The organism is Bacillus mycoides, from assembly GCF_001757995.1.
GTDB lineage: Bacteria > Bacillota > Bacilli > Bacillales > Bacillaceae_G > Bacillus_A > Bacillus_A mycoides_B.
This window is the reverse complement of sequence record NZ_LXLV01000039.1, coordinates 1-17,776: the sequence shown is the minus strand read 5'-3', so window position 1 is coordinate 17,776 and position 17,776 is coordinate 1. Positions and strand designations below refer to the sequence as shown.

Sequence of the window (17,776 nt, the reverse complement as noted above, 5' to 3'; positions counted from 1 at the left end):
AAGGTCAGTTTTGTATACGGATTCAAGATCCCAAAACACCCACGACCTCCTCTTCACTTCTACTATATAAAAAATAGTAGCGCGAACCAATGCCTTGGTCTGCACTACTAATCTTAGTATGTTTTGTGTTTCTACATGGAAATTTAAAAGAGCACTATAATTTTATAAGTGCGCTAAGTGTTAATTTTTATAGATTGTAGGAGGTAGTTTAATAAGGTTTTACATGGCTTGTTTTTTTATTGTGAGGGTTTAAGATTACAACATAGGGTACAAGGGAGAAGTAAAGAACCTAGATAACGTTTCGCGAATTGATAGAAGCTTTTTATAAGTTTGCGAAGTCTAAAGATGGCGGTAAGGGTAAGACTACAGAACCATACGATGTAGTACCGTATAGGCCAAGCAATTCACCACTAGAAAATCATCATGGCGTTATGGATGTTTGGGCTAAACATAATGTCCCCGATTATGTTAGTAGAGGGGGCGAATACTCCAACTATAGCCTTAACTCAAGAGCAACACAATGCTACTAAAGCTGTTTATAGACAATGGCTCTTTGATAAAACAGGGAAAAAGGTTGGAGGTAAAGTAGATTGGAAATCTGTTTCACCAAAGGAAATACAAGAATTGACGGGAAAAATGTTTGATGTTGCGAATGTACCACGTTTAGCTAGACAAGAGTATTATAGGGCTTTTAATCAATATAATTTTAGGGAGTAATTCAGATGGGAAATATTAATCAGTTGATTAAAAAAGTAAAATCATTACCTAATTGTCGAGTTCAGGAGCCTACAGAATTACCGATAATTGATAAGAATAAGCATATGCTACCAGGTGATTTAAAAGAATTTTATAGTCTTTGTGGTGGTCTAACTTTATTTGAAAATGAGGAATACCCTATTCATATTGTTACCCCAGAGGAGTTTATTTTGGCTAATCCCGTAATTGTAGGAGAGTTATGTGAAGAAGATATTTCATCAACTTGGTATATTATATGCAATGATGGCAAGGATGAATATTTAACAATAGATCTTAGTGAAGAAAGACTAGGTAGATGTTATGATAGTTTCTTTGATCGGCATGGAATAGTTGGGGAGTCGCAAATTATTGCCACTTCATTCACTGACTTACTTGAAAAACTTATTAAGAATAATGGACAATATTGGTATTGGCTAAAGAGTGAATTTGAATCACTTGGAGATGCTTATGATGATCAAGAGTGAAAAGAGAATCTTTAAGTGGGATAGGAAAGTGACAGGGTGTTTGAAAATACGTATTCTATGATGGTTGAACCATTATGGAGTACTATGTGCAATTATAGAATAGAAAAAGAAGTACGAGTTTAGGTGAGATGACATTTTACATGGCGGTGAATATAATCACATTGAACGGGCATGAAACTAACGAACTCGTAAGTTTTAACATAGTAGTTGGCACGATATATAAAAGGTATCATACTGTTACTACAAAACATACAAATTTTAGAGTCGTATGACAAGATTGTTAGTTCTGAAGTTTCGCTGAAAGTGTTAGCTAATTCTATTACTAAGATGATTCCTCATGCTAAGGAATGGTTAAAGATACTTCACAAAAGAATATTAAATCATGAACCATCGAGGAATATTTATAAAAAATCATCCCCACATTAAACAATGATATTCAGAAATATGTTGTTTCTCAATTAACCAGTATCAAAGAAAGAAACCCAAGTCGTTTCGAAGAAAGTGTAAATTCAATATTAGATTTTTTAAAGTAAGTTAAAAACCTTGACTGGCTAAATGCCTTTCAAGGTTTTTAGTAAACTAAAAGGTTTTACTTTTTGAAAATTTCACATGTAAATCAAAAACTTACAGAATAATAGTTATCTATTAAATGAAACCACAATTCATAAGTGTTGATTTCTTTTTCTACCATTTTAAAACAAATATTATATTACTCCTGAGATTAACGCAAATAGCTACCACATTATTGGGCGATAAGGGACTAAATAAAATAGGTCATATCGCAAAAGGAGCAAAAGCATCAAGTGGAATAAGTACAATTGCTAATGCAGTAAAACTAGCAAAAGAATTAAAGCCTACGCTTGAAATGTTACAATCATTTAAGAGGGATGCTTCTTATGCATTCTCTAGTGTTGGTGGAACTATCATAACCAAAATACCACAAGGCGAATTAATAGAAGCTTATTATAAGTTTGCGAAGTCTAAAGATGGTGATAAGGGCACTGGTGAAATAGCTAAGGAATCTGGAAAAGTAGCCCAAACATTAGAAGCAGCTAGAGCACAACAACGTACGTTAATAGAATCAGTAGAAAGTGGCGAAGTAGCCTTAAAAACAACGAAGCGTAAAGGGAATTATGGTGAAATGAAGATGGATGACTTTTTTGAAAGTCAAACCTATACCAGAATTAGTGATGATCGTGTATTAACATTAGATCAAAAAATTGTTAAGGGAATAGATGCTGTATATGAAAATTCAGCTCCGCCACCTAAGTATGTAATAGCGGAGGCTAAGTATAACACATCCAAATTGGGAAAAACAAATGATGGTAAGCAAATGAGTGAAGATTGGATTCTTGGAAGTGAAAGGTTAGATAGTACTTTGTCAAAAGAAAAAGCAGATAAAATTGTGGAGGAGATGTTGCTGAATCCAGAAAATGTTCAAAGAATTGTTATTCAAGTTATGTCTGATGGAACGATTGTGAAGAAAATTCTTGAAGTATAAAAGGTGGAAGAGAAATTATGCTAAGGGATAAAATCAAAAATGATATATATTTTAACGAATTTATCAATTATGAGGAAAAGAGAATAGAAAAGTTTTTATTATTGGTTGAAAAGGTTATTGAGGAAAGAGGCAAAGATGATAAAGGTGTAAAGAATGGATATATAGCGTTACAAGGGTATCATTTTAATAAATTAAGGGCAATGTACTCTGCGGGTCGTTCTATTCAAACTATTCGTGCTTTTTTACCTGAAGTAATAAATATAATGGAAAAAGTGTGGAATAAAGAAAGTGGATATATACGTATGTTATGGATGATATCTATAGCAGTAATGCTAAATGTTGAAGATAAAGAATTTAATAGACTAATAGCAATGGTAAGGAAAGAAGGATTAAATGATTATTTGATTAATTATTTTATTGCTTTTAGAAATAGTGAGCCATCAGATTTTTATGAGCAGAGTGAGTTTTATGTAAAAGATCCATATTTAAAATTAAAAGAAGTAATTGAGAGTAATAAAATTTCACAAGAGAATTCTATAAAAAATTTAGAGAAATATATAAAGGAGTATTGGTATAAGGGACATTCAGAAGAAGCATGGTACGATGCACATGAAAATAAACATGACATTTATAGTGGTTACTGGAGTTTTGAAAGTGGAGCAATCGCTAAAATTTTAAAATTAGATGACTCAACCTTGAAAGATAGTTCATATTACCCTTATGATATGGTGCATTGCCAAAAAAAATAAAGGAGGTAAAAAATAATGGGCTACAAATCTATGAAGGCAAATCAAGAAAATAGTTTTTTTCCAGTAACTGAAAACGAAATAAAAGAGGTTGAGAAGGAACTCGATGTAAAATTTCCTAAGGAGTTAGTTGATTTTTATATAGGGATTGGCTACGGGTTTATTAAAGGTTCAGAGTTTAATATAAATCGTATTATGGATCCTTATTCCGTAAGAGATTTTCGGTTAAGAGTTAATGATTTTGAGTTTTATCCTGACATAGAAATCTATGATGAATTTGAAAATAACAAACTAATATTTTTTGAAGGTAGTGAATCAGCTTTAATGTCAATTGAATTGAATGAAAAGAATAGCAATCCGGTTTACTATTTTGATATTCAAATTGCAACTTCTCTTGAAGAATTTTTAAGGAAAATAGAAGAAAATGATAAATATTACTTGGAGTTACTAGTTGATTAAAAAAACATAATAAAACGCATACCTTGATTGGCTAAATGCCTTTCAAGGTTTTTTAATTTAATTTATATTAAATCAGCTCATATTTGAGTGAGAAAATAAGAGAATGATACGTTTGAGAATCGAGAGCTCATGAGGGTTGTATCATCATTGTGTATCGTTTTAATACTTGGATGAACTGGACAATAACGATATGACATTTTATATGGCAGGAGGACTTTATGATAATGTAAAACCTATAAAATAACGACAATGAAAAAGCTCGTGACTAAAAACAATGAGTAACTTTGAATAAATATCATCTTTATTCAAAGTCTATAGATATGTTATGGTTTTTGTATAATATGGAAAATGGTAAGTGGGAATTTAACTGTATTGTAAGATGCCAAAGCTGAGAGAGTATTATCAAAAGTCGACAGTAGTGGAAAGGTTAAAACATTTAAGATAGATGCAAAGGGTAACATCGTTGGAGAATGGCCATAATTTAGAAGCTAGGAGGAATTGAATGGTATGAGAGATTATTTATGTATAGAAGAAAAATGTAGAGAAGGAATTGAATATAATAAAGAGTTTATAGAGGAAAATAGAGAAGATATTAAAAGTTTAGAAGAAGATACTAAAAATGGAATTCAAAGATATTCTAAAGATAATAAGAGTATTATAGAAGGGACCTATCTAGCCAATTTTAGATATGAGATGGAGGATATTAGGGCAAAGTATTCTTTAGGGGAAGACATTAGTGTAATAGAAGAAGATTTTCATAATGCAATTTATGATTTAGAGAATACAGGGAGTAGGGAAATTGGATATTTAAGTCTAATTTGGATGATTTCCTTAGGAATATTATTAGAAACGGATAAAAAGAATATAGAAAGATTAAAAAAGATAGTTGATAAAAAAAATGTGAATGACGCAGTAATTGATTTCCTCTTATATGCTAGTGATATCGGATATACAAAAATGACGAACAGATATTATAAAGAAAATCCATATGCAAAAACGAGAGAAATTATAGAACTTGCACAAACAGATAAAAAAGAAGCGTCTAAAAGATTGCAAACGTATATGGAGAAAGAATGGTTTAAAGGTCATTATGATTATGAATGGAAAAATGCACATAAAGAACCTGGATATGTAGGATATTGGAGCTTTGAAACGGCAGCGCTTGCGAAAATTTTGGAACTTGATGATACAAGTTTAAAAGATAATAATCACTATCCATATGATTTGGCGCATTACAAGAATACAATGAAATTTAAGCATATAGACCTAAGTGAATATCACTATGAAGATAAGACAGAAGAAATCGAGGACATAGTAGAAGGAATTGAAAATAATCCTGCATTGGAAAACATTATTCCGCCAAAATGGCATTCATTGGTCAATGAATTGATACATGATTATAAGAATATGAATGATAGTAGTTTTTATGAAAAATACAAAAAAACGATAGGAATAGGTCAAGTGTGGTTTTTACCACAAGAGTATGAAGAAGAAAATGAGCAAAAAAATCTATTAGGAAGTTTAATTGTGTTTGCCCTTACGGTAAGAGATTATATATTACAATTGGATTATAAAGAGGATTTAGAGGACTACATTGATAATCTTAAAAATTTCTGGAATGTTTCAGAAACAAAGTTAGTTCAATTTATTTTAGAGAATGATCAAAATTATTATGCATGGGTACCGAAAGAAGCAAATATCCCAAATATGTATGAAGTGAAGATAGAGAGTGTCGATGTAGAGGAAGTTCTATAACGAAAAAATCAAAATATTGTGCATCATGAGTAACGTTGAAAAATAAAACATACAGAATTGAGTGTATTGGTAGGTAATTAATAGTGGTAGTTTGGAGAATCCGACTGCCACTATTTTTTTGTTTGCGAATGGTTTTGTAAGTTAAGTAGAGTATTTTAGAGTTTGTATATTATGTAGGAGAAGTAAAAAAGTTAAAGGCATTAAATAAAATAGGTCATATCGCAAAAGGAGCAAAAGCATCAAGTTGTGTAGAAAAGTAATACGGAGGATAAAGAAATAAGACCGATACTTTTTATTGTATCGGCCGTACAAATAACCTGTGCTGGAGATGTCTACAAATGGCTTAAGATGTTTTCTCTAAACAGTGTAGACAAGAATTTTTACGTTTATACGCACAAACGGCAGATAACTGACTAGGTTAACCGCCGTTTATGCATGACACGGAGGAAAAATCCCCGTTTTGAAAAGAGTGAAGCCGGTGGGAAGTCGGCTCAGAGGTAGTATGTGTAATACAAAAAAGATTATTCGTAAAGGGAAATGGACAAACGCATTGAAATCGTAAATTCACTTCTTAGTTACTTAGCAGATCACGAAAAGGATATCTTTCATTATGAAGATGAAAATAGAACAGCTTATTTTAAACATGATGGTAGAAATCTGTAGCTCGTTAACCACTATTCCAATGCGTATGACAAGAAGCGATATAGTTACTTCTCAAGTGGCGGAACGATGTGGGGGGGAATTAGAGATTTCACGGACTTTATATTCGGTAATGATAATTCAAATTGGCGAAATGGTTATGCCGGATTGTACTGTATTCATTGGGGGCGGCCAGAAGAAGGAATGGAAAAGATGTGTGATTTTGCAAGGGGAATCGGGTATTTAAAAGCTTTATAAAATAGTTATTTGAATAGGAAAAAGGGAAAAGAATTAAGTTCACTCGTCCTTAAGATTTTTCCCTTTGAAAGTTACTTTTTGTTTGTTGTTCTATATACGTCTAAAATTGGTAAGTCTACGTCATGTAAATCTTAAGTAATGTCCTTCTTTTTAACATTGGTGTTGTTCCGAGTATGTGCCTCTTGAGATGTTTCTTGCATTTGTTCTTGGGCCTTACTAGGAGTATTCAGAGCATCTGATGCCACGTCGTCAAGTTGTTGACTTAATAGATTTTTTTTATTCATGTTATGTAGCTCCTTTGTGGATTTTGATATAAAAACAATGTAATTATAAATAGTTACTTAAATATTTTGTATCTTTGAATGGAATCATATGCACAAATTATATTGAGAAATGAACTAATTATAAAAATTATTAGTTCTTAATAAATTTGTAATCTTGTGAGAAAGGGTGAATGATTGGATGTTAGTGATGTAAAAAAAGAACCCTTTATGGATTCTTTTGGCGGTTAATCTAACAATCATAGTCATGGTCGTATTCATGGTAACATTCATCGCAAGGATTGTTCTGATCATTGCAGCAAATACAAAACGTTTTTTGGATAAAGATATCAATAAAATCAAAGGTATCGGAATTATTTGTGAGAGTAAGGATTTGGAAATCTTCTACTTGAAAAATCCTTATTTCATTAGGAACTATTGTAGCAATAATGGGTATGCTAGAACTTCTTGTACGAATAGTTACTTCAATGGGACCGGAATCGTTAGGAACAGATATTTGAAGTAATGTTTTGTTGTGATTACTAGTAAGATCTTCAAAAACCGCTCTTGAAGTGTTAGGGGGTACGATAATATCTAGAGGTACATTACCAGTTGAGGTAGTTCCCGAACCTGCTATGGTATGAGTTTCGATAAAACAGTTACTCTTTTGGTTAAGCGAATGTGATTGTTCTTTATAATAATCATTGCGGTCACTACAGCAGATGCAAAACGTTTTTTGAATAAAAATACCAATATCACTACTGGTAGTAGTATTATTTGTGAGAGTGAGGCTTTCAAAATTTTCTACTTGAAGAATCCTTGTTTCACCAGTAGCTATTGTAGCGGTAATTGGTCTATGGGAATTTCTTATACGAATAGTTACTACAATTGGTGCAGAAGTACCAGAAACATGAAACTGAAGTAATGTTTTATTGTGATTATTAGTAGAATCTTCAAAAACTATTCTTGAAGTGTTAGCTGGTACGATAATATCTAAAGGTATATTTGAACCAGCAATCGTATGTGTTTCAATGAAACAGTTCTCTTTTTGTTGGCGAGAATGCGAATAGTTTTTATAGTACTTTTTACCATGTTTATAAAAATAATCGGCCATACTTTAATCTCCTATCTTTTATTTGTCCATATATATTATTTAATAAAATAAGGAATGTTTGTACAAAATGGTAAAAATACTTTTAATAGAAAGGGAGAAGGAGAGATGCAATTTTGGACGTACTTCCTCTAGTAGTTTAATTTTACATAACGCAGGCGTATCAAAGGAGAGTGGCAGAAAGAAAGAATCCTTGAAAGTATGTAACTGTTACGGAATTTGATGAAGATTGATATAAAAATTTCATTTTGAATAGTTTTCAAAAATAAAGTATTCAATATTCGTTGGAATGTTCTAAGGAAAGGCATCAAATTCTCAAGGTAAGTAACGAGCTCACATAATAGAAAGGAATACTACGATATATGATGCAAACGATTTAATGGTGAAAACAAAAGAGCAGCTAGCAAAAGCTAACCGCTCCATTGCAATTTATTAACAAAAGAAACCAGTCCGCCATTCTTGAAGTGAACAGCTTATAGATATTATGTGGAAGTTTCGGAATTTTATTCAGATAAAGTAAAAGAGCCGCTAGCAAAGGCTAACTGCTTAGCCCCTAGGAAGAGAGAGGGCGCTTTATTAGGTATAAGACTGAAATAAGGGTTTTAGATATTAAGACCTAAATATAGTATGGATTGCACTTGTGAAATCATGTATATAAATTGTGTTCCTACAAAAGAATAATACTATTCGGCTTATAGTAACAGTTATTGGTGTTCATGTGTAAGAACTGAATATATAGTGTACAAATAATTGTTGTTTATTCAAATGTAAATTCACAATTAGAGTAGAATCGCATCAATGCGCTTGCAGTTAACTACAATGATGTTTCCATATTCATCTATAAATGTAGCAAGGCATGATCTATTATGGAATCCTACAAATATAGAAACTGTTAATATTGTACCGTTAACTAAAAGTTGTTTTATTTTTTTTCCTAAATAAAAGGTTTCTAAAAGAGAGCAAATATCTATAGAACTCTCTTTGTTGGCTTGGGTAAAAGAAGCTTGGTTATTTGCCGGATTAGGATGAAATATTTTTGGAGTAATAGCATAGTTTATGAAAATTGACATTTTTCTTGCTCCTCTATTTTGTAATTTATATAGAAAAATATTTATGGAATTATAACATAGGGCTTTTTTAAAGCCCTATGTTTATGCTACTCTGCTTCAATTCTAAGTGCTTGAATATCACGACAATCCAAAATAATTACAGAGCCAGGTTCTGTTGTGTTATCCACAAAGGTTACGCAAAAATTATCTGGATTAAAGTTAGTAAAAATAAGATCCTCTAGTGTTGTTCCTGTAAGAAAAACATCTACTTCTGTACCTAACTGTAATCTATCTAATTGTTCGCAAACACATTTTGTATGCTCAGCTATATTAAAAACCTCCTTTTCTTGAATTACTATTAATATATTTATAAATCAAATAGAATGCTTGGATTAATAACTTAGTCATACTAATTATTTTGCTAGTTTACATTTTTATAAAATAATCCTTTTACGAAAAAAAGGTGCTGTTGTCTCCAAAAGAACCTTTCCTAAATTGGCTTATATGTGAATGAATTAGTTGCTTTATGTGTATGGCTTAGTCAACAGGTCGCAAATATATCACTTACGAAATTATGTAGCTGTCTTGAAATATCTATAGGTGTTCTTATAAGCTCTAAAAGACTAAACGAACGCTTCAATGCTTCTGTAGTAAAGTTTCTTGAACAAGTTCTAGCTAACCTTCTAACCAAAAGAATATATTCAACACAAGAAATAATTGATCAATATACCACGACTTTTAAGTGTATTCGGATTCTAGATTCTACAACATTGCAGCTTCGAGATAAGTTTTCATCATATTATCAAGGTTTAGGTGAAGTAGCCATACGGCAGTAGTTAAAATTCAATTACCGTATACAAGAAAGTTTGCTTTTGATATTGCAGATGAAATTATTGAAAACCTTGAATTTAGAAGGTAGTTCACTGGACTCAACTATAATCCTACATAAGAGTGTGGATTTCCACTAGTACTACACCTCAAATCTGCCGCGCAAGACGTTCTACTACAATCACATAAAATAAATATCATTCCAAATTGAAAAATGTTATAATTTGGAATGATATTTATTTGAATTTTCAGAAATGAAAACAAAGGGAATATAATCTATCTTATGCTGTAAATCGGTGTAGTCTACAGCATGAGGTTTGCTCTACAAGCTATTATAGTCAACAGTCGTGGGTACATAACGGGTACCTTTAGCTAAATACCCGGGACTTTAGTGAAATGAAAAATAGAATAATGGATAGGGGTAGATGTATGGGTACATTTAAAAAAATTATCAACAATATTTCAAAGGTAATTATAGGAAAAGATGAATCGATTGAACTAGCAGCTATAGCTCTTATAGCGAGAGGTCATATTTTATTAGAAGACGTTCCTGGGACTGGAAAAACAACATTAGCAAAAAGCTTAGCGAAAAGCGTGGATGCTAAGTTTCAAAGAATTCAATTCACAGCTGATACTTTGCCTGGAGATGTCATTGGCCTCGAATATTTTGATGTGAAAGAATCGGAATTTAAAACGAGGTTAGGGCCTATTTTTGCAAATATAGTATTAGTTGATGAAATTAATCGAGCTGTACCGAGAACACAATCTTCGTTACTTGAAGTTATGGAAGAACGTACTGTTACAATTGCGAAGCAGACACATTCATTACCAGAACCTTTTTTAGTAATTGCAACGCAAAATCCACTCGAATCAGCGGGCACATTTCCGTTACCAGATGCTCAGTTAGACAGGTTTTTACTCACTATACGCCAAGGTTATCCTACGAGAGAAGCTGAAAAGGAAATGATGAATCGGTTTCAAATGAATGATCCGTTAGAAACGTTACACTCTATTATTTCAAGTGAAGAAATTATTATGATGCAAAAGCGTGCAAGAGAAGTGTTAGTAGGGAATGATGTGCAAGATTATCTCCTTGAAATTATTGAAGCAACTCGTAAGCATGAGCTAATTGAAATTGGTGTAAGCCCGCGGGGGACATTGGCATTTATGAGAGTGATTCAAGCACGTGCGATATTAAATGAAAGAGATTACTGTACGCCAGATGATATAAAGACGCTGGCTGTATCCATATGTGCTCATCGGTTAACGTTAACGATTGAAGGGGAGATGAAAACGACAAAAGAACAAATTATTAAAGAAATTCTTCATACGATCGATGTGCCAGTGGAGAATGTACGATGAATCAACAGCTCGTGTATACACCTTTAGCGGAGCCTTTCGTAATAGGAGTTGTGTCAGTTGTAGCCGTTATTTTATGTATATTTTCAAGTAATCTACTAATTTTATCTCTCGTATTTTTATATTTAATTTTAATAGGAGCAGCGCATGTATACATACGCAAAGTATCTCGCGTTAACTGGGAATACGATCAAGGGAGCTCGAATGTTTTTATAGGTGAAACGAATACGTGCAAGATTACAATTTCAAACAACTCGATATTTCCTATTTTTAATATTGTATTTCGATTTAAATGTGAAAATAAGCTAACTTGGAATCATGATGAACTAAACAAAAATTATAGTACAGGTTCAAATTATTATTTGAATTTAAATATAAAAGGAGGAGAGACAGTTTCATTTGATTTGCAAGCTATAGCATTAAAAAGAGGTATTGCGAAATGGGAAGAGGTTGAAATTGTTATTACGGATCCTTTTGGGTTCATAACGAATCATATAACATATAGTCAAGTTGATACGCCGTCCTATTTAGTTTTACCGGCTGTTCCAAAAATACAAGTACCAGAATTACAAGAATGGTCACGTGGATTTCGAAAAGCAATGTCTTCTCCGCTATATGATGAAACGAAAGTAATGGGAGTGAAATCTTATGAAAATGAAGATTTTCGTTCTATCCATTGGGGTGCAACAGCAAAAACAGGGACGATAACCGCGAAAAAATACGAACGAACACAATCGGATAAATACGCGATTTATCTTAATTTACAAAATAAAAGTGGCGTTTCTTTACGAAATGATATTGAAGAGCTTATTGAATTAACAGCAGGTATATGCAAACAACTCCTCATGCAAGATTGTTCATTTGAATTATGGATTAATAGTGTAAAAGATAACGGGTTGTTACATATAAAGAATGGTGATAATCGGAAACATTTGCAAAATGTATTAAAGGTACTTGCCTCCATATCGGACCAGGATACGCCTGTATCTTCTTCTTATTTTTACACAGCAGGTTTTCGTCGTAAGGAATTGGATGCAGTTCCTTTAATTCTTGGTACCTCACCAAAAAGGATTAGCCGAACAAACAGATGGATTGTAATTAAAGAATAAGAAGGGGCTTATGTCATGTTGAATAAAAAACGGCATACGAAGGTGAAGTTTTGGAGTGTAAGAGCTTTAATCATACTTTTCTTTGCGATTAGTGCGATCACGTTATCACAAGGTGTTGTGCATGTACAAGACATAGTAAAAGAGCGTTTTTTTAGTGAAAAGAAATCTAAAGAAATTTATAAGGAAACAATAAACTCCGGAAATATTGAAGATTATGGAACACCTAAAGAAGATAAAAAAGTGGGAGATAAAGGGATAAGAACAACAACGGGTAAAAAATTAAAAGATTTCGAATGGAAAAGCTCATGGGGAGACGTATTTTCTATGCTCTCAAATTCATGGATTACGATAGCTTTTTATGTGATTATAGCAGTGACAATCATATATTCCTTCTACAAGTATATTAAGAAAAGATTGACGAAAACAGAAATAGAGCAGGAGAAACAATCGGTCACCAAGGAGAATACGGTAAGAACCGTAAAGAATGAAGAAGTCACACATCAGTCAGATCAATCACTACCTACAGATACGATAAGGAGAAGGTTAGTTGAATGGGAAAGAACTTTACCATTTCACGAACAGCGAAGGCCCTATGAAACGATGCAACAGTGGCTGAAAAGAATTTGTAGAAAGAGAGATATTATTTCGATATATGAGTCTGTTCGTTATGGTGAAAAGGCGTATACGGAGTTAGATGTAGAAAAAACTATAAAGTGGATAGAGCGGGATGGGAAAGAGCGACATGAATAGTAGAATGTACTATATCAAAATATAAAAGATGGCTGAGTTAATCTGAATATAAAAATTATATAAGTAAATAAAATTAATTGTAAATTAATTTTATTTACTTATATTTAATTGCATGTTAATGTATACTTAATTTTTTAATATCTCTACCAATGGAAAAAGAAAATACAAGCTATATGTAACTCTTTGTATAGTATTGCTTCTTAAATTGTTCATGAGTGTATCTTTGTTTTATTAATATAAAATGAAAAAAGGATACATTAAAGCTAAACGATTAATGGGTAGCATGTTAATAAAAAATTACATGAGTTTAGTAAAAACTTATAATTTATTTTTAAGGGTGTGAAAATATAATGAAACCGGTATTGAAAAGCATACTTATTTCCTTTGCTTTTTCTGCAGTAGGGATGTGTTGGCTGCTGTTCATGTTATTTAGAGGGGGCGGAGACTGGTTATTGTCTTGGATAGGTGTATTAATGGCATATTTATCTTTATACACTTTAATAGATTTATATTGTAAAAATACATACGAAAAAACATTAAATAAATTGCTTATAAAATCAACAGTTACTACCTTTAGTTTTGGAGTATTAGGAATCACATTTGGTATAATACACGAGCTATTAACACCATGGAGTCTCAGTTTAATGGTTTGGTATTGGTTGCTAATTCTACTTTTATTTTTAACGACCATAATATTATTAGTGATTTTAGTATTTGTAAATCGTAAAGATCATAATTTCTCTGGGGTATATAGAATACTTATACTTCTAAATATACTTCTTACGTTAGGGCCGGTACTGTGGCCACTATTTTTTACTATTCTCGGAAATGGTATGAACGCTAGTGCAGGATGGTAAAAGTGAATAAGGATTAGTTGTTTAAAGAATAGAATGGAATAAAAAGTTGATATAGGGTTTTAAATATTTAAGAGAGCGTGTTTAGATAAAAAATGAAAACACGTTCTTTTTTATTTTTATCTTAATAAGAACTCATTATATTTATAAGATAATCCAATAAGGATAAAATATATGTTATTGGAACAAACATATATGTACCTTTGAAACGAACACAATTAATGAATCATCTTAAAAATAATAAAGACGAGGTGAAATGAAGATAAGGGCAGTTAAGTGGCTGTCCTTATTTTATATGCCCTTATTATTTTCATGCATAGCTCTTTCTCAGTTTATCGTATCAAAATTTGAACGTAAGTATTTCGTAAGGAATGGATAAGAAAAAAGAGAGTTTTATCATATAGGATTAAAGTATAACTTGAATCAATCCGATATTAATAGGGGAGAGGGAGCCTTATGAAAAAATGTAATTCAATTAAGTTAGCAAGTTTGGCAGTTTTATTAGCGGGTACTACTCTATTCACACCAGGGTTTACTGTGAAAGCAGAGTCTGTTCAAAATTTATCTAGTCCGTCACAAGCACATGATCAAAAGAACCGGAATGGTTGGAAACAAGTAATGCAGGAAACAGTACAGCTTGGAACGCCAGGGATATTAGCTAAGACGTCTAACAACGGAAAAACTAGTAGTTATACAGCTGGCGTGGCGGATTTAAGTACAAAGCAACCGATGAAATCGGATTATCGCTTTCGGATTGGTAGTTTGACGAAGACTTTTACTGCCACGACTGTTCTTCAATTAGTAGGAGAAAATCGCATACAACTTGACGATCCAATTGAAAAGTGGCTACCGGGTCTCATTCAAGGAAATGGGTATGATGGCAATCAAATTACGATACGTCAACTTTTGAATCATACGAGTGGTATAGCTGAATATTTAAAGTCAAAAGACGCTGACATAATGAATTCGAAAAAAACGTATACAGCAGAAGAAATAGTGAAAATAGGCCTTTCTCTGCCTCCAGATTTTTCGCCAGGTAAAGGTTGGTCGTATTCAAACACAGGATATGTCATATTGGGAATGCTAATTGAAAAAATAACTGGTAATAGTTATGCGGAAGAAATCGAAAAGCGAATTATTGAACCTTTGGACCTGTCAAATACGTTTTTGCCAGGTAATTCACCCGTCATCCCAGGAAAGAATCATGCTCGTGGGTATGTGAAAATTGAAGGAACAAGCGAGTTGAAAGACATTACGTATTATAATCCGATTTTAGCTAATGCAGCTGGAGATATGATTTCTAATGCGGACGATTTAAATACGTTCTTTTCATCTTTACTCGGTGGTAAGTTACTGAAGGAACGCGAGCTAAAAGAAATGCTTACTACAGTTCCTGTAGAAGGAAAAGAGGTTGGTGATGGATATGGTCTTGGAATCTATGAGACTAAACTTCCAAACGGTGTTTCAGTTTGGGGTCACGGAGGAGGAATTCCTGGATTTACAACTTTTGCGGGGGGAGTAATTGGAGGGAAACATACATTGGCTATCAGTATTAACTCTATAGGTGGGATCGATATTGCTCCGCAGTTTAATAAAATGATGAAAATTGAATTTAAAAAATAGATGAAAAGAAAATGAATGGGATTTTGTTATAGTTGTATATAAAAGAGGTGCTTTTTAAAATTCGCAACTATGGACAGTAGTTGCATTTATGATATGGCATCAAGTGTATTTCAAAGTGAAAATCAATCGTATAGCTTACTATAAAAATAAAAAGAATGTCAGTTACATGACATCCTTTTTATTTTAGAGCAAAGAGGTATACCTTTAATTCTGAAAATTGTTATTTTTGCAACCGTTCCATATAATAAAGGTTATAGGGATTTATACAGGGGAGTTATGAATGGAAAATACTTTAGTTGATTAACTATTTCTCATTTTAACCAATATAACAATTAATAGATTGGGAGTTGAGTACATTGGGACAAAATCACTTTAAATGGAGTAACAAACAATTACGAGAACATGTCGAAGTAGTAGATGGTAAGAGAAGCCCACATATTTTATTAAAGAATGCAACGTATTTAAATTCATACTTGCGTGATTGGACAGTAGCAAATATTTGGGTATATAATGACCGAATTGTATACGTAGGGGAGAAATTTCCAGAGCAATTAACGGATTGTGAAGTTATTGATTGTGATGGAAAGTATGTAGTTCCTAGTTACATAGAACCGCATGCACATCCATATCAATTATACAATCCAGAGACGTTAGCGAATTATGCGATGCAATTTGGGACAACAACTTTCATTAATGATAATTTAACTTTATTTTTTACATTACAACGTGAAGAAGCATTTCGTTTATTAGATGAATTTAAAAAGATTCCAGCAAGTATGTATTGGTGGTGCCGTTTTGATGGACAGACTGAATTGCAAAATGGTGAATCTTTATTTAATAGTGAAGAAATAATAGAGTGGCTGAAACATGAAGCAGTTCTTCAAGGCGGTGAGTTAACAGCATGGCCAAAACTATTACATGGCGATGATGAAATGTTAAATTGGGTGCAGGAAACAAAGCGATTACAGAAAAAAGTAGAAGGACATTTCCCAGGTGCATCCGAAACAACTTTAGCGAAGTTAAAACTGTTAGGTACAGATTGTGATCATGAAGCGATGACAGGACAGGAAGCATTAACTCGTCTTATGCAAGGTTACACTGTTTCTCTTAGAAATTCTTCTATCCGTCCAGATTTAGAAGTATTACTGAAAGAATTACTGGAATTAGGTGTTAAGCAATTTGATAGATTTATTTTTACGACAGACGGTTCACATCCGTCATTTTATGAAAATGGAATGACGAATAGGTTGATAGAAATAGCGTTAAAGCAAGGGGTTCCAGTATTTGATGCTTATAATATGGCAAGCTATAATATTGCTCGTTATTATAATATGGAACATTTACATGGTTCAATTGCGACAGGTAGAATCGCCAATATTAATATTTTAGAAAGTAAAGAAAACCCAACCCCAATTAGTGTAATTGCAAAAGGGAAATGGATGAAGCGAGATGGAATAGACAAAAATAAATCAGTAAGTATAGAGTGGGACAAATTCCAAGTAGCACCTTTACAATTAGACTGGTGTTTGCAGAAAGAAGATATGATTTTCAATGATGCAAATGGTATAAAATTATTAAACGACGTCATAACAAAGCCATATGTTAGTGAAATGGAATTGAACTGTGATGAGCTTTCTCTTGACCATGATGAGTGTTTCCTTATGATGATTGCTCGTGATGGCACATGGCGAGTGAATACAGTTGTGAAAGGTTTTGCGAAAGAAGTAGGTGGTCTCGCTAGCTCTTATTCCGGAACAGGTGACATCATTCTTATTGGAAAAAGTAAAGAAGATATGCTTACAGCTTTTCATAGAGTAAAAGAGCTCGGTGGCGGAATGGTACTAACTAAAAGGAATGAAGTTATACATGAAATTGCATTACCTTTATTAGGTATTATGTCAGACTTAGAAATGAGCGTATTAATACATAAAGAGAAACTGATGGTGAAATTATTGCAAGAGCGAGGTTATTCTTTTAATGATCCAGCATTTACGATTTTATTCTTTTCTGCGACGCACTTGCCATTTATACGAGTAACACCTATAGGATTATATGATGTGAAAAGTAGTAAGGTACTTGCTTCACCGGTGAATTTGATAAAGCAATATTAAAAGGAAAGGACCTATAATGATATTATCCCCTTTAAGTAGACAGTGTAAAAAGACCATGTACATACATGGATGTTACACTATTACTTGGAGGGGATTTTTCATGACTAAAAAAGGTTCAATATTTATTACATATTCAGAAGAATT

Annotated in this window: 16 protein-coding genes and 3 pseudogenes; 15 read left to right on the top strand and 4 right to left on the bottom strand. The window is 32.6% G+C overall.

The window, feature by feature from the left end; translation table 11 throughout:
* Positions 1-368: 368 nt before the first annotated feature.
* From BWGOE10_RS33135 to BWGOE10_RS33830, 8 genes and pseudogenes are all read left to right on the top strand, one after another.
* A pseudogene (locus BWGOE10_RS33135) lies at positions 369-717 on the top strand (sugar-binding protein); the annotation flags it as partial.
* 5 nt (positions 718-722) lie between these two features.
* A complete protein-coding gene (locus BWGOE10_RS14975) occupies positions 723-1,220 on the top strand; it encodes an SMI1/KNR4 family protein (RefSeq protein ID WP_070143768.1) in 498 nt (165 codons plus the stop codon).
* Positions 1,221-1,523: 303 nt separating this feature from the next.
* The gene (locus tag BWGOE10_RS33455) at positions 1,524-1,646 is read left to right on the top strand and encodes an Imm30 family immunity protein (protein WP_236735972.1); all 123 of its coding nucleotides are present in this window, start codon (positions 1,524-1,526) and stop codon (positions 1,644-1,646) included.
* Between the two features lie 439 nt (positions 1,647-2,085).
* Complete coding sequence (locus BWGOE10_RS14970) at positions 2,086-2,721, top strand: hypothetical protein (RefSeq protein ID WP_070143769.1); 636 nt, start codon at positions 2,086-2,088, stop codon at positions 2,719-2,721.
* Positions 2,722-2,738: 17 nt separating this feature from the next.
* Positions 2,739-3,470: a PoNe immunity protein domain-containing protein gene (locus BWGOE10_RS14965; protein WP_070143766.1), complete on the top strand. Its 732-nt coding sequence runs from the start codon at positions 2,739-2,741 to the stop codon at positions 3,468-3,470.
* Between the two features lie 15 nt (positions 3,471-3,485).
* The gene (locus BWGOE10_RS14960; protein WP_070143764.1) at positions 3,486-3,926 is read left to right on the top strand and encodes an SMI1/KNR4 family protein; all 441 of its coding nucleotides are present in this window, start codon (positions 3,486-3,488) and stop codon (positions 3,924-3,926) included.
* A 507-nt stretch (positions 3,927-4,433) separates the two neighbouring features.
* A complete protein-coding gene (locus tag BWGOE10_RS14955) occupies positions 4,434-5,681 on the top strand; it encodes a PoNi-like cognate immunity protein (RefSeq protein WP_070143762.1) in 1,248 nt (415 codons plus the stop codon).
* Positions 5,682-6,218: 537 nt separating this feature from the next.
* Positions 6,219-6,578 (top strand): annotated as a pseudogene (locus BWGOE10_RS33830) (hypothetical protein).
* Positions 6,579-6,709: 131 nt separating this feature from the next.
* On the opposite strand, the gene BWGOE10_RS32900 reads toward BWGOE10_RS33830, so the two are convergent.
* The 4 genes from BWGOE10_RS32900 to BWGOE10_RS30110 all read right to left on the bottom strand — a co-directional run bounded on the left by BWGOE10_RS32900 (position 6,710) and on the right by BWGOE10_RS30110 (position 9,327).
* Positions 6,710-6,862, bottom strand: a complete 153-nt coding sequence (locus tag BWGOE10_RS32900) for a hypothetical protein (RefSeq protein WP_171903116.1) — start codon at positions 6,860-6,862, stop codon at positions 6,710-6,712.
* Between the two features lie 229 nt (positions 6,863-7,091).
* On the bottom strand, positions 7,092-7,952 hold the full coding sequence (locus tag BWGOE10_RS14945) for an exosporium protein D (protein ID WP_070143758.1): 861 nt from the start codon (positions 7,950-7,952) through the stop codon (positions 7,092-7,094).
* 776 nt (positions 7,953-8,728) lie between these two features.
* A complete protein-coding gene (locus BWGOE10_RS14940) occupies positions 8,729-9,019 on the bottom strand; it encodes a hypothetical protein (RefSeq protein ID WP_070143756.1) in 291 nt (96 codons plus the stop codon).
* Positions 9,020-9,105: 86 nt separating this feature from the next.
* Positions 9,106-9,327, bottom strand: coding sequence for a penicillin-binding protein (locus BWGOE10_RS30110; RefSeq protein ID WP_081338139.1), 222 nt, complete (start codon positions 9,325-9,327; stop codon positions 9,106-9,108).
* A gap of 183 nt (positions 9,328-9,510) precedes the next feature.
* Here BWGOE10_RS30110 and BWGOE10_RS33445 point away from each other — a divergent pair.
* From BWGOE10_RS33445 to BWGOE10_RS14910, 7 genes and pseudogenes are all read left to right on the top strand, one after another.
* Positions 9,511-9,854: pseudogene (locus BWGOE10_RS33445) on the top strand (IS4 family transposase); the annotation flags it as partial.
* Between the two features lie 401 nt (positions 9,855-10,255).
* Entirely contained in the window at positions 10,256-11,188 is a 933-nt protein-coding gene (locus BWGOE10_RS14935) for an AAA family ATPase (RefSeq protein WP_070143752.1), read from the top strand.
* Positions 11,185-12,294, top strand: coding sequence for a DUF58 domain-containing protein (locus tag BWGOE10_RS14930; protein ID WP_070143747.1), 1,110 nt, complete (start codon positions 11,185-11,187; stop codon positions 12,292-12,294). The genes BWGOE10_RS14935 and BWGOE10_RS14930 overlap by 4 nt, the downstream gene beginning before the upstream one ends.
* Positions 12,295-12,309: 15 nt before the next feature.
* Positions 12,310-13,044 (top strand): hypothetical protein, encoded by a 735-nt coding sequence (locus BWGOE10_RS14925; RefSeq protein ID WP_070143745.1) that lies wholly within the window; start codon positions 12,310-12,312, stop codon positions 13,042-13,044.
* 350 nt (positions 13,045-13,394) lie between these two features.
* Entirely contained in the window at positions 13,395-13,901 is a 507-nt protein-coding gene (locus BWGOE10_RS14920) for a DUF3902 family protein (RefSeq protein WP_070143743.1), read from the top strand.
* Between the two features lie 453 nt (positions 13,902-14,354).
* Positions 14,355-15,521: a serine hydrolase domain-containing protein gene (locus BWGOE10_RS14915; protein ID WP_070143741.1), complete on the top strand. Its 1,167-nt coding sequence runs from the start codon at positions 14,355-14,357 to the stop codon at positions 15,519-15,521.
* Positions 15,522-15,877: 356 nt separating this feature from the next.
* A complete protein-coding gene (locus tag BWGOE10_RS14910; protein WP_070143740.1) occupies positions 15,878-17,632 on the top strand; it encodes an adenine deaminase C-terminal domain-containing protein in 1,755 nt (584 codons plus the stop codon).
* Positions 17,633-17,776 lie beyond the last annotated feature (144 nt).